This is a genomic window from Treponema socranskii subsp. buccale, assembly GCF_024181585.1.
In the GTDB taxonomy this organism is placed as follows: domain Bacteria; phylum Spirochaetota; class Spirochaetia; order Treponematales; family Treponemataceae; genus Treponema_D; species Treponema_D buccale.
This window is the reverse complement of record NZ_CP054258.1, coordinates 1,839,805-1,859,755: the sequence shown is the minus strand read 5'-3', so window position 1 is coordinate 1,859,755 and position 19,951 is coordinate 1,839,805. Positions and strand designations below refer to the sequence as shown.

Sequence of the window (19,951 nt, the reverse complement as noted above, 5' to 3'; positions counted from 1 at the left end):
TCAGTCTTTCGGCATATCCGCGTTCGGATCGCGCTCCTTGTATTTATTTTCCAGTTTTTGCATGAGCATGGGAGAGAATATACTGAATACGCACAAGGTTATCAATACCCAGCAAACCGGCGTTGAAAACAGGATAGCAGGATTTCCCTTCGAAAGCAAGAGCGAGCGGCGAAGGCCGCGTTCTCCGATCGGACCGAGGATGAGAGCTAAGACGATGGCTGCGGAGTTGAGGCCGAAGAGTTTTACAAAGTAGCCGATGACGCCGAAGATGAACATGATGACGACGTCCGCCATGCTGTTGCGGATCGCATAGGATCCGACGACGCTCAGTGCAAATATGATCGGGATCAAAATCGCGTCGGATACGCGCGAAATTTTTGCAAACCATCTGCTGCCCCACAGTCCCAGCGCGAGCATAAAAAACTGTACGAACGCAAAGCCCGCAAAAAACGTATAGGTGACGGCTGCGTATTTGTTGAAGAGGTCGGGACCGGGCTGCATATTGTGGATCAAAAGACCGCCCATGAGAACCGCCGTAACGCTTTCGCCGGGGATGCCGAGCGTGAGCGTCGGAATGAGAGAACCTCCGGTAACCGCGTTGTTCGCCGCTTCGGAGCCGGCAACTCCTTCGATGCTTCCGTGCCCGAACGCTTCTTTATGCTTCGATGCGCGCCGCGCTTCGTTGTAGCCGAGGAAAGACGCGATCGACGCGCCCGCACCCGGGAGGATACCGATGACGTTGCCGATAATCCACGAGCGCAAAATCGTCGGCGCGATCAGTTTCATCTCCTTACGGTTGAGGAGGACGCGGTCGTCGAACTCGACCAATTCTCCGGCTTTACGGATTTTGTGATCGGCGAGCACGAGGACTTGCGACATCGAAAAGAGACCGATAAGCGTCGCGGTAAAGGGGAGTCCTTCATACAAGGCCGCCTGTCCGAACGTAAAGCGGAATACGCCGTTCATCGTATCCATGCCGATGGTCGAAAGCAAAAGACCGAACGCGCCGGAAATGAGTCCCTTTATCATGGAGTCGGAGCTGACGCCGGCGATGATCGTCAAACCGAAAATCGAAAGCCAAAAATATTCCGGGCTTCCGAAAGCCATCGCGAGTTTTGCAAGCGGCGGCGAAAAAAAGTAAAGGGAAATGCAGCTTAAAAGACCGCCGAAAAACGACGAGATAACCGCAGTTCCGAGCGCTTTGCCCGCTTTGCCTTGGAGCGTCAGCTGGTAACCGTCGATCGCGGTTGCGGCGGAAGCGGGAGTACCCGGCGTGTGAATCAATATGGCCGAAATCGATCCGCCGAAAATCGCACCGCAGTAAATGCCCGCGAGTACGATGAGACCTGTCGAAGGCGGCATACCGAAGGTGATCGGGATGATGAGCGCGACTCCCATTGCGGCCGAAAGGCCGGGCAGCGCACCGATGATGATACCGATCGTCGTGCTTAACAGCATTGCAAGCAGATTGAGCGGCATAAGTGCGTTGACGAATCCCGCGCCGATTAACGAAAAATCCATAAAATACCTCCCGCTTTTCAGATCAGCAGACCCCGCGGAAGCGGAACATGCAAAAACGTTGAAAATCCGCCGTAAATCAAAACGAGAAATACGACGGTCGTTATGACGATGTACAGCGGTTTGATCTTAAAAAATATAAGCGTTCCCGCGATGAACAAAAGACTTGAAACGTAAAAACCGAGTACGTTTATTAAAACGACGTATGCGAGCAGCATTGCAAAAACGGTAAAAAATTGCTTGGCTTTAAAATGCTCGAAGAGAAGGGGCATATCGTTTTCGATTTTTTTCTCCCGAGCGAATTTTACGAGACAGCCGATCAAATGCATCGTCGTCAATACGGCGAGTACCGTCATGATAAAGATCGGATAGATGCGCACGTCGCTCGGATATTGCAGCACCATGACAAAGAAAAAAGCGGTAATCGCATAGACTGCCGCAACTAAAATGATATCGCTTTTTTTCATATAACCTCCGAAGATGGAGACGATAAAGCTGCGGCTGCATACAACGGCTCGCCGCAGCTTTTCGAAAACGCCGATCGATGTTCATGCGGATCAATCGACGTTTTACGGCATGCTCCGTCAGTTGAACAATGTGGGAAGCGTATTTTTGACGAAGTCCTCCTGCGCGTCCATAAACTGGCCGAGCGCATCGGGTGACATAAAGTCGAGTGCGAGACCTGCGTTTTTGCTCTTTTCGATATTGTCGGGATCGTTTATCGTTTTTTCGAATGCATCGACATAGAAATCGATCGCGGCCTGCGGGGTACCTTTCGGCGCGACGAGGGCGCGTGCCGAACCGTAGACGAGGTTATAGCCTTTTTCTTTCAGCGTCGGAACGTCCGGCATTTCTGCGAGACGGTTTTCCGTGTAAGTCGCGAGCACTTTGAGCTCTCCGTTATCTCCGATGAGCGGGGCGACATCGGCCGATTTCGGAACGGACATATCGACTTCGCCCTGACGAAGCGCGAGGAGCTGGTCGGCGGTTCCGCCGTAGGGGATGCAGCTGATTTCAAAACCGGCCGCTTTTGCCAAAAGCTGCGCACCGATGTGGTTCGACGCTTTGACACCGTTCGTCGAGCATTTGACTTCGTTTTTATGCGCTTTGCAGTAGTCGATCAATTCTTCGATCGTGTTCCACGGCGCGTCTTTGCGTACGACGACGACCGAGGGTTCGAACAGGTGATTGCAGATCGGAACGATCGAATCTTTCGTAAAGGGGCTGTTCGGCTGGATGGAAAGCGAACTGAATGTCGGCAGATTGATAAAGCCGATCGTGTAGCCGTCGGGCTTTGAAGTGGCAAGCGTCGTATATCCGATCTTTCCGTCGGCGCCTTCTTTGTTCGTGACGATGAGCGTTTTGCCGACATATTTTTCGGCAACGGAACACAGGATGCGCGCTCCCGTATCCGTACCGCTTCCGGCTTTGTATGCGACGATAACCGTTACGTCTTTTTCCGGTTTCCAGCCCGCACCCGATGCATCGGCGCCGCTTCCCGATTTTTTCGAGCAGCCTGCGAGCACGGCGGCAGCAAGAGCCGCCGTTAAAATAATGCTTCGTTTCATAGTACATACCTCTTATTTATTAATTTTAATTCCCCTTTATTAATAACACAATCCTAAAATTCGGTAAAAAGGTTCGGAAAAATGAACTTCACACGTTTGTGCCTGTGTCTTCGTTTGCCGTGCAAATGCACCGAGCGGTTACCTGACGAGCTTTGACGGCGCGTAACCCGTGTAGCGCTTAAAAACCGTACAAAAATATTTGTAATTCGTAAAACCCGTCATTTCGGCGATTTCGTACATGCGGTATTTTCCCGTGGCGAGCAATTCGGCAGCCTTTGCGATACGCAAGCCGTTGAGCAGATCGACAAAGGTCATATTCGTTTCCCTCTTGATTTTTCTGCTCAAATAGCTTACGGAAACGCCGAGAGAGGCCGCTATATCTTCTATAGTAATCTTTGTCCGGTAGGCGTCTTCAATGCGCTTGATCGTTTCCGCGACGTAAAAGTTGCCGCTTTGTACGCTGCCGTTGAAAAATCGAAGCACGCGGCCGCTTTGATCGACTTCCGTTTTTCCCGTTCCGTCGATATCGGTTTTCGCCGATTCGCCGATTTTCTCTTTTGCTCTTTCGATCGCTTCTTCGAGTTCGTCGTCTACGATCGGTTTAACCAAATATTCGCCGACGTCGAGGAGGATCGCCTGTCTCGCATAATCGAATTCGCTGTAGCTTGACAGGATGATCGCGTAAAAGCGTTCTCCCGATTCTTTTGCTTTTTCAATCATTTCGAGACCGCTGATACCCGGCATGCGGATATCTGCGATGACGATGTCGGGATGCGTCTCTTTGATCTTTTGTAAACCTTCAAGGCCGTCCGCCGCTTCTCCTATGACGGTGCAGCCGAGTGAAAGCCAATCTATCGTGTAGGTGAGGCCGCGGCGGATCAGTTCTTCATCTTCTGCGATAAGCACTTTATACATAATCAAAATACTGCGGGAAAAGATATCGTTATCGAAGTTCCGCGATGCAAGCCGCTTTTAATAATCATATCCGATTTTTCTCCGTAGAGCAAGCGTATGCGTTTTGCGATATTGTACAGGCCGAAGTGATTCGTCGTCCGCGTACGCTCGGAAAGCATCTCGTGCAGTTCGGAAACTTTTTTTTCGTCCATGCCGTTACCGTCATCCGTAACGTTGATGATGAGGTTTCCGTTTTCGATATGAGCGCGTATAATAATTAATAATTTTCTCTTTCCGCCGGTTCCGGCTAAACCGTATTGGATTGCGTTTTCGATGAGCGGCTGCACGAGGAGTTTCGGTACGATGCAGCTTTGCGCCGCTTCTGAAACATCGAGTTTACAGTCGAGCGTATCGGTAAAACGGAAGCGCTGGATCGCGATATAGTGTTTCGTATATTCCAAATCTTCGGCAAGCGTACACCTTGCTTCCGAAGCGTTTATACTGTAGCGAAGCAGTTTTGAAAGATGATCGATGATCGCAGGGACGGCGTCCGGTTCGAGGGTTACCATGTATTTGATAACCTGCAGCGTGTTCGACAGAAAATGCGGATTGAATTGGCTTTCAAGCTGTTTGATCTGCGCCCTCGTCGTCTCTTCGTTTATCTCTTTGTTCTTCCGCAGCAGCTCGTCGATGCTTTGAATCATCGTATTGTACGAATTCGCGATGACGGCAAATTCGTCGTTTTCTTCGAGCGTCATCCGCTTTGTTAAATTGCCTTTTTGTACTTCGTCGAAGCACGCCGCTATTTTATCAATCGAATTCGTCCGCTTTGTAACCGAGCGCGCAACGGCCGCATAGGTGATGAGGCCTGAAAGCGCGATGATGCACAGCAATATCGAACCGCCTAAGACGAGCATTGCGAAAGTCCGCTTGACGGCGGAAAAGGTATAGACGATAAACGTTTCGTCTGCGAGACGGATATGACGCTCCGTTTTAAAATACCGATTGTTTTTAAAAGAAAAAAACGACGCTGCCTTTGCAGCCTGCGGATCGATACGGTTAAAATTGCCGGTAAACATCGCCGTCGATGAAAGCGCTATTTCTCCGTAGCGGTTCGTGACGGCGATATTTGAAACGTGCTCGAGGGTGTGGGTTGTAAAATAGAATGCGGGGATGACAAATACGGCACAGCCTTCGGCGAGCTTTTTTCCGATGAGGAGATTGCCGCGGAAAAATGTGCACTGAACGGTGCCCGGCCGCTCCTCCATCCGCTTGTATAAACCCCAGTTCCGTCCGACATCGGGCGGCATAAAGGAGAGCGGCATCGATGTGGAAGAAAAGAGCAGGCGGGAATTTTCATCGAAAAGGTAAAAATCGGCCGAATGTCCCTGCCGATTCATAAATTGAATTTCAAGCGTCAAAAACGTATTGGCGTTTTCACCTTGCGGCAGTTTCGCCTCGAAGTCGAAGGCCGAAGCATTCAATTCCTGTACATAGGTTTGAAAGATCGAGCGAAGTTCGTGAGCGACCGCTTCGTTGTCGTTTTTGTTTTCCGCAAGGATACCCGCGTTAAAGTAAATGTATGCAAAAATGCAAAACGCGATCGCCGCCGAAAAAAGAGGCAGGAGAGACGAAACGGCGACGATACGGAGCATCGCATCGTGAAAACTGTTTTTTTCGTATTTTACCGCACGCATCGTTTTCAGCCCGTGTTCGATCATCGCATTTGCCGTATTTATTAAAATTTATTAAAATCGATTTTACAGTCGTTTCCCGAAACAGACAGAATGAATTCCTTCGCTTTATCGGCGCCTGTAAAGCGGTGAGCGTGTATGCCGAGGCTTTCCGCGGCGCGCACATTTGCTTCGGAGTCGTCGAAAAAGAGCATATCGGAAAAATCGTATGTTTTTTCTTCGTTGCGGATATACTGCCAAAACGATACGTCGGGCTTTCTCGTGTGCATAAAACAGGATGCGTACACTTTATCGAAGTCGGCGTAAAAACCCGCTTCCGAAAGATAGTCGTAATACACGTCGAACGTGTTCGTTCCGCATACGATGCGCGCGTCCGATTTTTTTATCGCTTTGATGAGTTTCGTCGTTTCGGTTTTCAGCGTCGGGCGGAAGAATTTTTTCCAATAATTTTCCGTCGGACGGGGGAGCTTTGCGCGTTCGGCGACGAGGAGTGAAAATTCCATCGATGTGATATCGCCTCGGGCCGCCGCGCGGTACAGATGGATGTACGGCGAGTTTTCTTTCGGAGTATCGGGAAGACCGAGTGCTTTCATCGCTTCCGGCCACGGCTCGTCGTTTTCGACGAGTACGCTTCCCATATCGAAAATAAACAGATACTTTTTCATAATCCGGACTTCCGATTAAAATTGTTAATCATACGAAATTGAACGGTGTTTCCTGATAGACGTAATAGTTGAGCCAGTTCGAATAAAATAAATACGCCGTGCTTCTCCACGTCGAAGCGGGCGTTTTTTGCGGATCGTCGCCCGGAAAATAGTGCTCGGGTATTTCAATGGGAAGATTCTTTTTTTTGTCGCGGGCATATTCTTCGGCAAGCGTGCCGGTGTCGTATTCGAGGTGCCCGGTCATAAAGATTTCGCGGTTGTCTTTCGACTTGATGAGCGTCGTTCCCGATTCTCGTGAAGAAGCGAGGGCGACGAGCGCTTTGCAAGAAGCGACGTCTTCGGCTCGGATCGTCGTGTGGCGCGACTGCGGAATCGGAAAGCTGTCGTCGAAACCGCGCAGCAGCGGATCGGCATTCGTGAGGCGCGTGTTCATAAATACGCCGAACATTTTTTTGTCGAGCGGGTATTTGTCGATACCGTAGAGGTGATACAATCCCGCGAACGCGCCCCAGCACACGTATAACGTTGAAAATACGTTCGTCTTCGCGTAGTCCATGATGGCGCACAGTTCGTCCCAGTAATCGACCTGTTCGAAAGGCAGTTGTTCGACGGGCGCACCGGTGATGATCATGCCGTCGAATTTGTGCTTTAAAAGCGCGCTCGTCGTGATGTAAAACTTTTCGAGATAATAGCGGCTCGTATGGCGCGACACGTGATTTTCCATACGCACGAGCGATATTTCAACTTGCAGCGGCGTGTTTGCCAAAACGCGCAAAAGCTGCGTTTCCGTTATTTCTTTTACCGGCATAAGATTGACGATCGCGATTTTGAGCGGACGGATATCCTGCGCTTTTGCCCGTTTGTCGGTCATGACGAATACGTTTTCGCGCTCGAGGATGCTGCGTGCCGGTAAATCCGATTGAATCTTAATTGGCATAATAAACGAGTATAGCGGAAGTTCTTTAAATTTGCTATACTGCTCCAATGGCAGTACAGCAGGACAGGCGGGCGGCGCTCAAACGGCTCAAGCTTCTCGTCTACGCTCCGAAATTAAATGTCGACTCTTTCCGAAGCAAAATCGAAGAAACATTTGCGTGTCCCGTTTTGCCCAATCACGTCGACTGCACGGATTACAATTACGGCGGGGTTTCCTGTGATGTCCTTTCACCCGAAATATATTCTTCGAGGCGTATCGTCATCTATATTCACGGCGGCTCCTTTGTCGCAGGCTCCCGCGCTTCGTGGCGAGGCTTTTGCGCCCGCCTTGCGGCAAAATCTTTCAGCCGCGTCGTCGTGCCGGAATTCCGCCTTGCGCCCGCGCATCCCTATCCCGCAGCGCTTGAAGACGTGCAGGCGGTGTTCCGTACGGTGTACACGGAATTGCAGGTCGCCTGTTCGCTCGACGCTTCTGCGGAAAAAGCTGCCGCGCATCCCGAGATCATCATCGCCTCCGACGGCTCGGGCGCTTCGATCGCCTGTGCGCTCCTGTTCAGCCTCCGCGAAAAATACCGTGCAGGCGTTTCCCGTCTCGTCTTTTTCTCTCCGTGGCTCGATTTTTCCGAAGAAGCCGCCGCTGCAAAGGGCAAAAAAGCTTCGGACGAATTGATAAACGGAGAAACGCTTTTGCGCTGCGGAGAGATATATACCTTCGTTTCCAATTTAACGAATCCGCTCGTTTCTCCTTTATACGCGGCAAAAGAACAGCTTTCGGATTTTCCGCCGGTGTATATACAGTGCGGCGAAAAGGAGCTTTTGCTCGGCGATATCGAACGGTTTTCGGAGCTGCTCGCATCGAACGGCTCGCAATGCGAACTCGATGTGTGGCCGAAGATGATGCCGTTTTTTCAGTTTGCCGACGATCACCTGTGGGAAACGCACCTCGCGATCGGAAAGGCGGGCAGCGTCATATCCGGAGAAGGCGATACGGATGCGGGCACATCCTTTCACAATAAGCCGCGTCTCGAAAACTCTTTGCAGTCGGACGCGTAGCGCGCAGTTTTGCGATGGAACTTCTTTCGCCTGCAGGCAATGTAAAAAAATTATACTGTGCATACGCGTACGGAGCGGACGCCGCGTACATCGGTCTCAAGCATTTTTCGCTCCGCGTCAAAGCCGACAATTTTTACGACGACGAATACGAGCAAGTATGTGAGCTCAAAAAACGCTTTCCCGGAAAAAAACTTTACTGCGCGCTCAACATCGCCTTTCACAATGACGATATCGCTTCTTTTCAAAACAATATCGATTATTTTAAGCGCTATCCGATCGATGCGTTTATCGTGCAGGATTTGGGCATCGTGCCGATTTTGCAAAAAGCGTTCCCCGGCGCGGCGCTTCACTTGAGCACGCAGGCGAGCTGCATCAACGCTTCCGCCGCTTTGTTTTATAAGCGGCTCGGATTTAAACGCATCGTGCTCGGACGGGAAGCTTCGCTAAAAGAGATCCGAGAAATTAAAGACGCCGTTCCCGATATGGAGCTCGAAGCCTTTTGTCACGGCGCCATGTGCATCGCCTATTCCGGTCGCTGTCTTATGAGCGCCTATCTTACAGGTAGGAGCGCTCAGAGCGGTTTTTGCTCTCATACGTGCCGCTGGAATTTCAGCGTGAGCGCGGACGAAAATCGGTTTTTCGATGCGGATGCTGCGAAGCGTCTCGCCTCATCGGGTGTATTGCGGCTTTCGGAAGAAAAAAGAGCAGGTGAATATTTTCCGATTTTTGAAGGCGATAATTTTACCGCAGTCCTTTCGAGTAAAGATCTCAATATGATCGATAAGCTTTCGGATATGAAAGACGCGGGTATCGACGCGATAAAAATCGAAGGACGGATGAAAAGCGTGTATTACGTTGCGCTCGTAACGAGGGCGTACCGTAAAGCGCTCGACGCGCTCGACGGCAAAATTTCTTTCGAAGAGGCTGCTCCTTTTATCGCAGAGCTCGACAATGTGCCGCATCGGGAATCGACGACGGGATTTTACTACAGCCGCGAAGACGCCGACGTGACGACAAGCGGCGCATCCGACAGTCCCTATGCGCTTGCGGCGGAAATCGGAAGCGAAGTGAGCGAAGCGGAGCAGAGTTCGATCTTTTTGCGCGGAGAAAAAACGGTGTGCGATTTTCAAAAATCGCTTGCGGCTTTGTGTAACGAAGCGCGCTTTGCGCGCGAACGCGATTTAAAAAATCATCCTGAAAAAATACCCGCCGCAGCCGAAAAAAAAGACGGCTGGCGTATGTATGAGTTTACGCCTTTTAATAAAATCGATACGGCCGATACGCTTGAAATCATTTCGCCCGGATGCGCGCTTCGAAAAGCTGAAGCGGGCGAGTGGCTCCTCATCGATTCCGAAACGGGCACGCTTCGTTCATGGGCATTCGACGGACATCCGTGCGTGCTCTACAGTTCGACGGCGCTTGAAAGCTCTTCTCTCGTTCGTATCCGCGACGAAGCGTACCTGCCTGAGCGGGCGAAAGCATCGAAGCGGTAGACGGATTGTTCGGCGGGCTGTCGAGCAATTTAAATTGCCTCTATCTGTTTTGCTGTCCGTAGTAAGCGGCGGGACCGTGCTTTCGCATATAGTGCTTGTTGACGATGTAGTCGGGAAGCTGCATCGCGCCCGGATTGACGAGTATCGTATTGAGCGCCATCTTGCACACTTCTTCGAGGACGACGCCGTTGTACACCGCTTTTGCCGCATCGCTTCCCCACGCAAAGGGGCCGTGTCCGCCGACGAGTACCATATTCGTTTCGGACGGATTGTAGCCGTGCTGTTTAAAATGTTCGACGATCAGCGTACCCGTCTCTTTTTCGTAATCGCGTTCGACGGCTTCTTTTGAAAGATAGGGCGTACACGGGATTTCCGTTTGGATGTGATCGGCGTGCGTCGTACCGAAGAGCGGAACGGCGCGCATCGCCTGTGCCCAACCGACTGCAGCCGGCGAATGCGTGTGGATGATTCCGCCGACTTTGCATCCGCCTTTTACAGCGAATTCTTTATACAAAACGATGTGCGTCTGCGTATCCGAAGACGGGCGCAGTTTCCCTTCGACGATTTTTCCGTCCAAATCGACGACGACCATAGCGTCGCTCGTCAATTCGGAATAAGGGACGCCCGACGGCTTTATCGCAAACACGCTTTTTCCCGCATCGAATGCGGAAACGTTGCCCCACGTGTACACGGCGAGATCGTGTTTGGGGATTTCCATATTCGCTTCGTATGCTTCTTCTTTTAAACTTTGATATGCACCTGCCATATTTGTCTCCCGTAAAAAATTGTCGTTTCTACCAATCGATGTATTCCGTCGCGGCTTTTACGACGGGCAATCCCTTCGTATAGCGCGCAAAGAATGTATTGAATCCTTCGACGTCGGCGGGATCGGGTACGACGGTTTTCGATTCGCTCGATGCAAATACGTCTTCGTTTAAAAATTGCGCGAGGCTGCGTCCGTTTTTATGTACCATATATGAAGCGAGAAGGGCGATTCCCCATGGGCCGCCTTCGCCCGCCGTCTCGAGAGCGGCGACTTTCGTGTGCATTGCCGCCGCCATAACGCGAAGACCGGTTTCCGCCGTTTTGAAAAATCCTCCGTGGCAGACGAGGGTATCGAGGGCGACGTGCTCTTTGTCGAACAGAATGTCCATGCCGGTACGTAGCGCGCCGAGTGCGGTAAAGAGTTGGGCGCGCATAAAATTGGCAAGGCTAAAGCCGGCACTTTGCGTTCGCACAAAAAGCGGTCGTCCTGATTCGAGACCCGTCATCGATTCGCCTGAAATATAGTTGTACGGCATGAGACCGCCGCAGTCTTTGTCCCCTTTCAACGCGAGGCCGAGCAGCGTATCGTAGAGCGTTCCTTTGTCGAAGCGAGCGCCGAGAGCTGCCGCCGCTTCACCGAAAACGCCGATCCAGCTGTCGTATTCTCCGGTACAGTTGTTTGCGTGTGCCATCGCCGTAAGAGAACCGTCGGGCGTCGTCACCAAATCGATTTTGCAGCTGTACGTTTTTGAAAGCTCTTTTTCGAGCACGACCATCGCAAATACGGATGTGCCTGCCGAAACGTTGCCCGTGCGCTTTGCGACCGAATTCGTTGCGACCATGCCGGTGCCCGCATCTCCTTCGGGCGGGCAGAGCGGAATGCCGCTTTCGAGCGCACCGTCTTTGTCGAGCAGAGCGGCGCCTTCTTTCGTAAGAGAACCCGCGTCGTCTCCCGCAACGAGCACTTCGGGCAAAACGCTTTCGATATTCCAGCCGTACTTTTTTTCCGCGACGAGCGATGAAAACCGGCCGAGCATTTTTTTATTGTAATTTTTTGTTGCGATGTCGATCGGGAACATACCCGACGCATCTCCCACACCGAGCACTTTTTTCCCTGTCAGCTTCCAATGCACGTAGCCTGAGAGCGTCGTCATAAACGCGACGTCTCCGACATGCTTTTCGCCGTTTAAAACAGCCTGATACAGATGGGATATGCTCCATCGTTCGGGAACGGGGTAATCGAAGAACGCCGAAAGCTTTGCCGCCGCTTCCGTCGTGATCGTATTGCGCCAAGTACGGAACGGGACGAGCAGATTGCCGGACTTGTCGAAGACGAGGTAGCCGTGCATCATCGCGCTGATGCCGAGCGCTCGCAGCTTTGTGAGCTCTACGCCGTACTTTTGCATGACATCTTCTTTCATTCGAGCGTAACTTTCCGCGATGCCTTCGTACACTTTATCGAGCGGATAGGTCCAGATGCCGTCGATAAAGGAGTTTTCCCAATCGAAAGCACCCTGTGCGACGGGGACATTTTTCGTATCGATGAGCACCGATTTTATCCTCGTCGAACCGAGTTCGATGCCGAGGATCGCTTTGCCCGATCGTATTTCTTCTGCGATGAGTTTTGCTTCCATAAAATATTGCCGCTCCTGATGTACCCGTATAATGTATCCGTGATTACGGTATAATCTTTCGGTACTTATTGTCAAGAGATGAGAAAACAAGAGCTTTTTCGTTTGTCTGCTGCCGGATAAAATATGGGACAAACGAAAAGCTCATACGTGGATTTTTTCACGATATTGTGTTATGGTTATGGTATGAAGCGTCCGCTCCTTTTTTTTGCGTTCGGTATCCTTTTTTTTGCCGCATCGTGCTCGGACAATCAAGCCGTCTTCGTCTCCGATCCGGGGGAAACGCTCCGCGCGAAAGCCGCCGTAAAAGATGCGGATACGCTGTGGACGCGCGAAATCGAAAAAGAAAGGCTTGTGCAAACGATTGCCGAAAAGAACGGCATCCTCTCTTCGGTAAAGCTTGAAGCCGAATCGGTGATCGCTTCGCTTGCTCAGCCGGCAGAGCTCTATCCTTTTGTGAGCGGATTAGGAAGTCTCGATACTTCCCTCGTATCGCGCGAATTGCAAAACGCGCTCGACGCTTTTATTTCCGCACTTTCCCGCAACGAGAGCGCGGACGCATCTTTTGCCCCTGAAAATTTATTTTCGTACGTTTTTTTTCTGTCGGATTTGAAAAGCGGATGGAAAACGCATTTCGGACGGGATTTTCCGGATGCGCAAACGCCGCTTTTTAATTCATCTCTTTGCGCTTCTCCGTTTATCGACGATGCGGGAGCGGAAGTTCCCGTGCGTTTCGCTTTTTCCGGCGGCAGCGTCGACGTGCTGCTCTATTTCGAAAAAGACGGAGAAACGTATAAAATTAATAATATCGAAATACGGAAATGGGAGCGGTTCGATGGAAAATAATACTTTAACCGGCATAGAGCGCGAGCTTGTACTCCGGTATTTGATCGACGGGAATGTTCCCGTTACCGTAACGCCGATTGAAAAAGAAGACGGATCGGGAGAGACCGTGAAACCGCCTTCGTCCGCCGTGTTTCCCGTTGCGCTTAAATCGGAACAATTCGCTTCGGGCGGCGGCGATATAATTTTATTAAAAAATCCGCCGCAGTCGGTAATCGGCTTTGCAGGAAAGCGGGTGCGAATAGAATTCTATTTTAACAGTGTCGGGCTTTTTTTTATCACGGAAATGCGATCGGTAAAATCGGGACTTGCCTTTGCCGCTCCCGAAGCGATTTGCCGCATAAAAAATACCGAAGTGAAACACGATTACGATTTTTCGGCGACGATCTACTATTCGTGCAGCAATAAGGCGACCGTCAATTTCGACTGCGTGCCCTGCGAAGGCTGCGAACTTTTTGTGCGTCCCGTGTGGGCATCGATCGCGCTTGAAAATCAAAAGGCTGCAAAAGCATATCTCGAACGATTTGTCGCCGAAGCGAAAAAAGAAAAAAACGCGGGCAACGGCTTGCAGCTCATTCCGATATGCCGCTATCTTACGGAACGGGAGACGAGAATAAAATCGTTTTCGGGAAGCGTAAAACCGCTCGACATCCTGTATGTCGATCACGAACGCATCGTATTCGGCAGCACCGATGAAAATTTTCAGCTTTCTCGAGGTGCGGAATACGCGCTCAAATTGTCGTTTTCGCTGAAAAAAGGACCCGTAGCCAAGCGTGACGTTTTTGCGACCTGCGTGCCTGCAAAGATATACCGCGCGGACGGGGGAAGCCGAACCTGTGCGGATTGCGTCTATACATCCCTGCAGGAAGAAGACTTGCGATTTATATACGAAAAAGCGACGAAAAATTTATGCGTGTGAAAGGGAGCGTTTAAAGTCGTTTGTTTTTCGACGGTCTGCAGCACCGGCAAAGACCTTTACAACGCCGCATCTTTTTCTTATAATGTCGTTATAATATCGCATGAGGTAGTATATGGTATTTCCGCTTGAAGAACTTGTAAAATACAGCGACAATATTTATGAAATCACCGTTGCGGCGAGCCGCCGTGCGTTTCAGCTGGCAAAAGTCGAAGATCCGGAAATCGAAGAAAACGACGGTAAAGTCGTCTCTCTTGCCGCACGTCAGCTTTTTGACGACGAAGTGACGTTTAAAATCGAACGACAATAAGGCTGTGCGTCGACCGCCGATTCTTTTTGCACTTACGGTTCTTAAAAAAAACTGTTTTTGCTGCATAATGTTCCGTCGCGCTCTTGACGTACTGCGTGAATTTTGCGATACTGGAAAACACTATTCGATGTAAGGAGTATGTCGTGCCCTGTGGGAAAAAAAGAAAACGTCAAAAGATGGCGACACATAAGCGAAAAAAGATGCTCAGAAAAAACAGACACAAGAGTAAATGATTTTTGCTTAAACTTTGTGAACAGGCCGCGTGTGTTCGTGTAACCGCTGCGGTCTTTTTTGTTTGTAATACGGAGGTTTTTTACGATCCTTTCCGGCATACGTTCCCCTGCAGATATTAAAAAACTTCCGACATCCGAACTTCCTTTTCTTGCCCGTGAAATCAGAAAAACGATTATCGAAGTCGTCGGTAAAAACGGCGGTCATCTCGCAAGCAATCTCGGCGTCGTCGAACTTACGATTGCGCTGCACCGCGTGTTTTCGAGTCCCGAAGACGCGATCGTATGGGATGTGAGTCATCAATGCTACGCGCACAAATTGCTGACCGGGCGCTATGCTTCGTTTCCGACGCTCCGCCTTTCGGGCGGCATTTCGGGTTTTACGCGGAGAGACGAAAGCGAGCACGATTTTTTCAGCGTCGGTCACGCGTCGACGTCGATTTCTTCGGCGCTCGGTCTCCTCGTTTCCCGCGATATTCAAAACAAAGGCGGAAAGGTCGTCGCCGTTATCGGCGACGGAGCGCTTACGGGGGGTATGGCTTTCGAAGCGCTGTCCCACGCGGGTCAGCTTGCAAAAAATCTCATCGTCGTGCTCAACGACAATCAGATGTCGATCGATCACAATACGGGATCCATTTCGCGCTATCTTTCGCGGATGACGATGTCCGCTCAGTATCAAACCCTCCGTTATAAAATCGACCGCTTTATCGACCGCGTTCCGTATTTTAACAAAAAACTTGAAAAACTCGCGTTCCGCTTTAAGCGTGCCCTCAAGGGTATGTTTTTGACGAACAATTTGTTTGTCGATTTGGGATTCGAATACGTAGGCCCCTTGAACGGTCACGACGAACAAACGCTTGAAAAGGTGTTCCGCCGCGTGGAAAAACTTCCGCGTCCGGTCGTCGTCCACGTCGTAACGAAAAAGGGCAAGGGCTACAGTCCCGCCGAAGACAATCCCGAACGTTTCCACGGCATCGGTCCCTTTCTCATATCCGACGGCGCGGTCGAAAAATTCGATGCATTGAGTTTTACCGAATCGTTCAGCGATATCCTCATTTCGCTTGCCGAAAAGGATGAAAAGATCGTCGCCGTGACGGCCGCCATGGCGAAGGGTACGGGCTTGAACGCTTTTGCACGTCGTTATCCGAATCGCTTTTTCGACGTCGGCATCGCCGAAGAACACGCCGTCACTTTTGCGGGCGCTCTCGCGCGGGGCGGTCTCGTGCCGGTCGTGTGCATCTATTCAACCTTTATGCAGCGGGCGATCGATCAGATGATTCACGATATCGCGCTGCAGGACGTTCATGTCGTTTTTATGCTCGACCGAGCGGGCGTCGTTCCGGGTGACGGTGAGACGCATCAGGGCTTGTTCGATATTGCGCTTTTGCGTCCGATTCCGCAGCTTCGCATTCTGTGCCCCGCGACTGCCGAAGATTTAAAGCGCTGCCTTTCTTTTGCCGTCGAATCCGATGGTGCGACGGTAATCCGTTATCCGAAGCTCACGTGCCCGTCGGAGCAGGCATCTTTTTCATCTCCGATCGAAGCGGGCAGGGGTGTCATCGTTTCGGCATCGGATATCGCGCCTTTGCAGGAAGCGTACTTCGAAGAAAAAAAAGCGGGAACTTTTATCCGCATACTCTTTGTGTGTACGGGCGGGATGTACGCGGAAACGCTCGTCGCTTGTCGATCGCTTTTGATGAAGGGCATCTATGCCGATATCTACGCGCTCCGTTTTATTAAGCCGATAGACGAAGAATATTTTGCGCACACCGCCTCTTCATACGACGGAGCGGTCATCGTTGAAGACGGGGTTTTGACCGGCGGCATCGCTTCGTATCTCGAAGCGGTTTTGGTAAAGCGAGACATTCGAAACGTTGCGGTAAAAGCGTTTGCAGATCGATTTTATCCGCAGGGAACGCGATCCGAAATCTGCCGGGATGCGCACATGTCGAGCGAAGACATCGCGGCGGCGGCGCTACGTCTTGCCGAAAGTCGAAACGCCTAAAGGGGTGCGGCCGGTGAAAACGCTTTTACTCAAAGACGGAATTATTAAAACGGAAATGTCCGCCTTTGTCATGGGCATCGTAAATGTAACGCCCGATTCGTTTTGGGAAGGGAGCAGGGGCGGCGAAGATCTTGCGTTAAAACTCATCGATGAAGGAGCCGACATCATCGACATAGGCGGGGAATCGACGAGGCCGGGAGCGGCATACGTGTCGGCGGAAGAAGAGATACGGCGCATCATTCCGGTGATCAAAAAGATTCGAGCCGCATCGTCCGCAGCGATTTCGGTCGATACGCGGAAAAAGGAAGTGATCGAAGCTGCAGTTTCGGAAGGCGCGGATATCTTAAACGACGTTTCCGCTCTCGAAGACGATGAGGACATCGCATCCTTTGCCGCCGAAAAAGGGATCCCCGTCATACTGATGCATAAACGCGGAATTCCTGCTATAATGCAAGATAATACGTCGTACCGAGACGTGTTTCGGGAAGTAGACGCATATCTCGCCTCTCGCGTTTCGTATGCCCTTTCACGAGGCATCGAGCCGAATAAAATCATTGTCGATCCGGGTATCGGTTTCGGCAAAGATTTCGAAGCGAACCGCATTCTTATTAAAAATTGCGGAAAGCTCTGCGGGGGTACGTATCCCGTGCTCATGGCGCTGTCGCGGAAAACCTGCATCGGCGAGATGACGGGACGTCGTGCCGAAGATCGGCTCTGCGGTACGGTTGCGGCGGATATGATCGCCGTTATGCGAGGTGCGTCCCTCGTCCGCGTGCACGATGTGGCGGCGGCCGTCGATTCGCTTCGCGTCATGAAAGCATTAGGTTGAATGATGAGTTTTGAGAGTATGTGTGAATAAAGCTATGCTTTCGGCGAGACCTGCTGCGGTACAATCGTTCGGAATTGTGAACAAGTGCGGCTCTCACAGCGGGCGCTGCGTGTAAAAGTACAACCGTTCCGTAGATACAGCGAGTTTGCGACGCAAACTCGGTAGTGAGGCGAAGCCGAACGTCGCTTCCGCAAGCTGAACGCACAAAGTCGCACGCGGGTCTCCCGCTGTTGCGCCGCATCGTGTACACTTCCGGCCGTTTTGTCACGCAGCCGGAAGGTTGCCGCCGCAAACTGTTATTTGTGTTCAAAACTCGCCATTCAGTTGGTGCACGAAACGGATGGAAAAGGGACTGTCTCAAAAGTCGATTACTTTTTCGACAGTCCATTGAACCGATTGACCGTTTGCGGTCTGCAAAAGTTTTTATGGAGGATTACATTGAAAGCGTTGGACAGTTTGCGTGCAGCCTACGATTATATCCGGCTCATCCTCGACATCGGTATCCTCACCTTTATCCTGTATAAAGCGTACGAGCTCATCGTCAAAACGAACGGTATGCAGATCATCCGTGCCGCCGTCATCGTCGGCTTGGCCTATGCCGCTTCCATTTTTCTGCATCTGGAAACGCTGCAGTGGATATTGACCGTTATGGGGCCGGGTCTTCTCATCGCCTTTGCGATCGTGTTTCAGCCCGAAATGCGAAAGCTCTTTTTAAAGCTCGGACAGAGCAGGTGGTTCGCTTTCGGCAGCCGTTCAAAGCATACCTACGTCGATTCGGTTTTGATCGCGGCGGAGATATTGTCAAAGCAAAAGCGCGGTATGCTCGTCGTATTCGAGCGGCACACGAAGATGGACGATATCCTCAACACCGGTACAAAGCTCAACGCCGATCTTTCGTCGAGCCTGCTCGTGACGATCTTCGGCATGGACACCCCTCTGCACGACGGCGCGTGTTTTGTGCTCGGCGGAAAGCTCCTCGCTGCAGGCTGCTTTTTGCCGTTGAGCGAACAGTACGATATTAAAAAAACTTTCGGTACGCGGCACCGCGCCGCTCTCGGGCTTTCCGAAGTTTCCGACGCCGTCGTGCTCGTCGTGTCGGAAGAGACGGGAGCGATAAGCCTCGCATACGATTCGAAGCTGCACTACGATTTGACGATGACGGAGCTCACGAAGATTCTCGAAAACCTTCTCGAAATTACGCCCGATGCATATCAGGTAGAGGATACGATAGATGAAAATAAAGCGGCTGTTTGAAAAGATTATGGAAAATTGGCCGGCAAAAGTGATCTGCTTCGGCATCGCACTCGTGCTGTATCTCGTGCACATCACATCGCTCCTCGACCGGAAAACGTACACCGTTCCGTTAAAGATCGTTGCAGACGGCGGTATGTATCCGATGAGCGATTATCCCGAATACGTGCGCATAACGGTACGCTCGACGGCGGAAAACATCGCCGAAACGCTGCAGAGCGATTTTACGGCAACGATCGATTTGACAAAATATGAAAAGGAAGGGAGCTTTTCGATTCCCGTATCGGTGCACTTGTCGCCGAAACTTTTGCTCATGGATCCCTTTGAAATAAAATTGAATCCCGAATCGGTGTCGATGCGCCTCGAAGAAAAGACGCTGAAGTACGTGTCGGTTACGCCGGCTCTTTCCGGCGAAGTGCGGCACGGCTATACCGTTACGAAAACGACGGTGGAACCGGCGACGGTCGAAATCACAGGTCCTCGCAGATCGGTAGACGAAACAAAGCAAGTGTATACGTCCGCGATCGACGTGACCTCTCTTTCCGAGTCGAAAACGGTCGAAGCGTCGCTGCAAAACATCAATTCGCTTCTCGCGATAAACCCTGCAAAATCCTATACCGTACGGATCGAAGTCGCGGAAGAACCGCTCGTAAAAAAGTTTACCGACGTACCGGTACGTCTTTTGTTTTTGCCGGAGTGGTTCGAAGCGGAAGGAGAGGCTCCGAAGATAAGTTTCGATGTAGCGGGGACGGTACCGATGCTCGAAGATTATGATTTGAGTGAAGGCGCCGTATACGCCGACTGCAGCGCGATCGACAAAGCGGGCACCTACGATTTGCCCGTACACATTACGCTTCCGTCGTATTTTCAAATAGAAAATCAAAGCGCGGAAGCGGTAAGCGTTTCGGTACGCGCACGGCGCGAAGACAACGCCGATCTCGGAGCGGAGAACCGATGATCTACGGCATCGGAACCGACATTGCCGACGTACGCCGCTTTGCGAAGTGGGTCGAAAACCCCGATTTAATCGAGCGCTTTTTTAATAAACGAGAGATAAAAACTTCCGGTTCACGCCAAACGTTGCAGGAACACTATGCATCGCGATTTGCCGTTAAAGAAGCCTTTTCAAAAGCGCTCGGAACCGGCGTTGCGGGCTTTCAGCTCGGAGACATCTATGTCGGACACAATGAAGACGGTAAGCCCGAACTGTACCTCGAAGGGCGCGCAGCCGGTCTCGTCGAAAGGCGGTGCGGAAAGGGTGCGCGCATATTCGTATCGCTCAGTCATGAAAAAGAATATACCGTTGCATTTGTCGTCATTGAAGTGTAGAATTATCGTATGATGCGTGCA

The 19,951-nt window shown here is 51.2% G+C and carries 19 protein-coding genes; 10 read left to right on the top strand and 9 right to left on the bottom strand.

Translation table 11 applies throughout. From position 1 onward, the window contains the following. From HRI97_RS08460 to metA, 7 genes are all read right to left on the bottom strand, one after another. Nucleotides 1-1,521, bottom strand: coding sequence for a tripartite tricarboxylate transporter permease (locus HRI97_RS08460; RefSeq protein WP_253725037.1), 1,521 nt, complete (start codon nt 1,519-1,521; stop codon nt 1-3). 17 nt (nt 1,522-1,538) lie between these two features. Further along, nucleotides 1,539-1,985, bottom strand: a complete 447-nt coding sequence (locus HRI97_RS08455; RefSeq protein WP_180486643.1) for a tripartite tricarboxylate transporter TctB family protein — start codon at nt 1,983-1,985, stop codon at nt 1,539-1,541. 117 nt (nt 1,986-2,102) lie between these two features. Next, nucleotides 2,103-3,086 carry a tripartite tricarboxylate transporter substrate binding protein gene (locus tag HRI97_RS08450; protein WP_180486642.1) on the bottom strand — a complete coding sequence of 328 codons (984 nt, stop codon included), beginning with the start codon at nt 3,084-3,086 and terminating at the stop codon, nt 2,103-2,105. A 138-nt stretch (nt 3,087-3,224) separates the two neighbouring features. Then, nucleotides 3,225-4,001 carry a response regulator transcription factor gene (locus HRI97_RS08445; protein WP_253725036.1) on the bottom strand — a complete coding sequence of 259 codons (777 nt, stop codon included), beginning with the start codon at nt 3,999-4,001 and terminating at the stop codon, nt 3,225-3,227. A 2-nt stretch (nt 4,002-4,003) separates the two neighbouring features. Next, entirely contained in the window at nt 4,004-5,701 is a 1,698-nt protein-coding gene (locus tag HRI97_RS08440) for a sensor histidine kinase (protein ID WP_253725035.1), read from the bottom strand. 17 nt (nt 5,702-5,718) lie between these two features. Continuing rightward, nucleotides 5,719-6,339 carry an HAD-IA family hydrolase gene (locus tag HRI97_RS08435; RefSeq protein ID WP_253725034.1) on the bottom strand — a complete coding sequence of 207 codons (621 nt, stop codon included), beginning with the start codon at nt 6,337-6,339 and terminating at the stop codon, nt 5,719-5,721. 28 nt (nt 6,340-6,367) lie between these two features. Continuing rightward, the gene (gene metA, locus HRI97_RS08430; protein WP_253725033.1) at nt 6,368-7,276 is read right to left on the bottom strand and encodes a homoserine O-acetyltransferase MetA; all 909 of its coding nucleotides are present in this window, start codon (nt 7,274-7,276) and stop codon (nt 6,368-6,370) included. A gap of 47 nt (nt 7,277-7,323) precedes the next feature. Between metA and HRI97_RS08425 the strand changes: the two genes are divergently transcribed. Next, complete coding sequence (locus HRI97_RS08425; protein ID WP_180486636.1) at nt 7,324-8,328, top strand: alpha/beta hydrolase fold domain-containing protein; 1,005 nt, start codon at nt 7,324-7,326, stop codon at nt 8,326-8,328. Nucleotides 8,329-8,342: 14 nt separating this feature from the next. After that, a complete protein-coding gene (locus tag HRI97_RS08420; RefSeq protein WP_253725032.1) occupies nt 8,343-9,821 on the top strand; it encodes a peptidase U32 family protein in 1,479 nt (492 codons plus the stop codon). A gap of 40 nt (nt 9,822-9,861) precedes the next feature. Here HRI97_RS08420 and araD read toward each other — a convergent pair whose 3' ends face one another. Together araD and HRI97_RS08410 are read right to left on the bottom strand one after the other, a co-directional pair. After that, entirely contained in the window at nt 9,862-10,587 is a 726-nt protein-coding gene (gene araD, locus HRI97_RS08415; protein WP_253725031.1) for an L-ribulose-5-phosphate 4-epimerase AraD, read from the bottom strand. Between the two features lie 28 nt (nt 10,588-10,615). Continuing rightward, nucleotides 10,616-12,220, bottom strand: coding sequence for a xylulokinase (locus HRI97_RS08410; protein WP_253725030.1), 1,605 nt, complete (start codon nt 12,218-12,220; stop codon nt 10,616-10,618). A gap of 183 nt (nt 12,221-12,403) precedes the next feature. Between HRI97_RS08410 and HRI97_RS08405 the strand changes: the two genes are divergently transcribed. The 8 genes from HRI97_RS08405 (at nt 12,404) to acpS (ending at nt 19,930) form a co-directional block, all read left to right on the top strand. Further along, entirely contained in the window at nt 12,404-13,063 is a 660-nt protein-coding gene (locus HRI97_RS08405) for a hypothetical protein (protein WP_253725029.1), read from the top strand. Continuing rightward, on the top strand, nt 13,053-13,979 hold the full coding sequence (locus HRI97_RS08400) for a hypothetical protein (RefSeq protein ID WP_253725028.1): 927 nt from the start codon (nt 13,053-13,055) through the stop codon (nt 13,977-13,979). Before HRI97_RS08405 ends, HRI97_RS08400 begins: the two co-directional genes overlap by 11 nt. Nucleotides 13,980-14,091: 112 nt before the next feature. Beyond that, nucleotides 14,092-14,286 carry a DNA-directed RNA polymerase subunit omega gene (locus HRI97_RS08395; protein ID WP_180486632.1) on the top strand — a complete coding sequence of 65 codons (195 nt, stop codon included), beginning with the start codon at nt 14,092-14,094 and terminating at the stop codon, nt 14,284-14,286. Between the two features lie 291 nt (nt 14,287-14,577). Then, nucleotides 14,578-16,521, top strand: a complete 1,944-nt coding sequence (gene dxs / locus HRI97_RS08390) for a 1-deoxy-D-xylulose-5-phosphate synthase (RefSeq protein WP_253725027.1) — start codon at nt 14,578-14,580, stop codon at nt 16,519-16,521. Between the two features lie 13 nt (nt 16,522-16,534). Then, the gene (gene folP / locus HRI97_RS08385) at nt 16,535-17,350 is read left to right on the top strand and encodes a dihydropteroate synthase (RefSeq protein WP_253725026.1); all 816 of its coding nucleotides are present in this window, start codon (nt 16,535-16,537) and stop codon (nt 17,348-17,350) included. Between the two features lie 438 nt (nt 17,351-17,788). Then, nucleotides 17,789-18,604, top strand: coding sequence for a diadenylate cyclase CdaA (gene cdaA, locus HRI97_RS08380; RefSeq protein WP_180486629.1), 816 nt, complete (start codon nt 17,789-17,791; stop codon nt 18,602-18,604). Continuing rightward, complete coding sequence (locus HRI97_RS08375; RefSeq protein ID WP_253725025.1) at nt 18,582-19,559, top strand: CdaR family protein; 978 nt, start codon at nt 18,582-18,584, stop codon at nt 19,557-19,559. The genes cdaA and HRI97_RS08375 overlap by 23 nt, the downstream gene beginning before the upstream one ends. Next, nucleotides 19,556-19,930, top strand: a complete 375-nt coding sequence (gene acpS / locus HRI97_RS08370; protein WP_180486627.1) for a holo-ACP synthase — start codon at nt 19,556-19,558, stop codon at nt 19,928-19,930. The genes HRI97_RS08375 and acpS overlap by 4 nt, the downstream gene beginning before the upstream one ends. Nucleotides 19,931-19,951 lie beyond the last annotated feature (21 nt).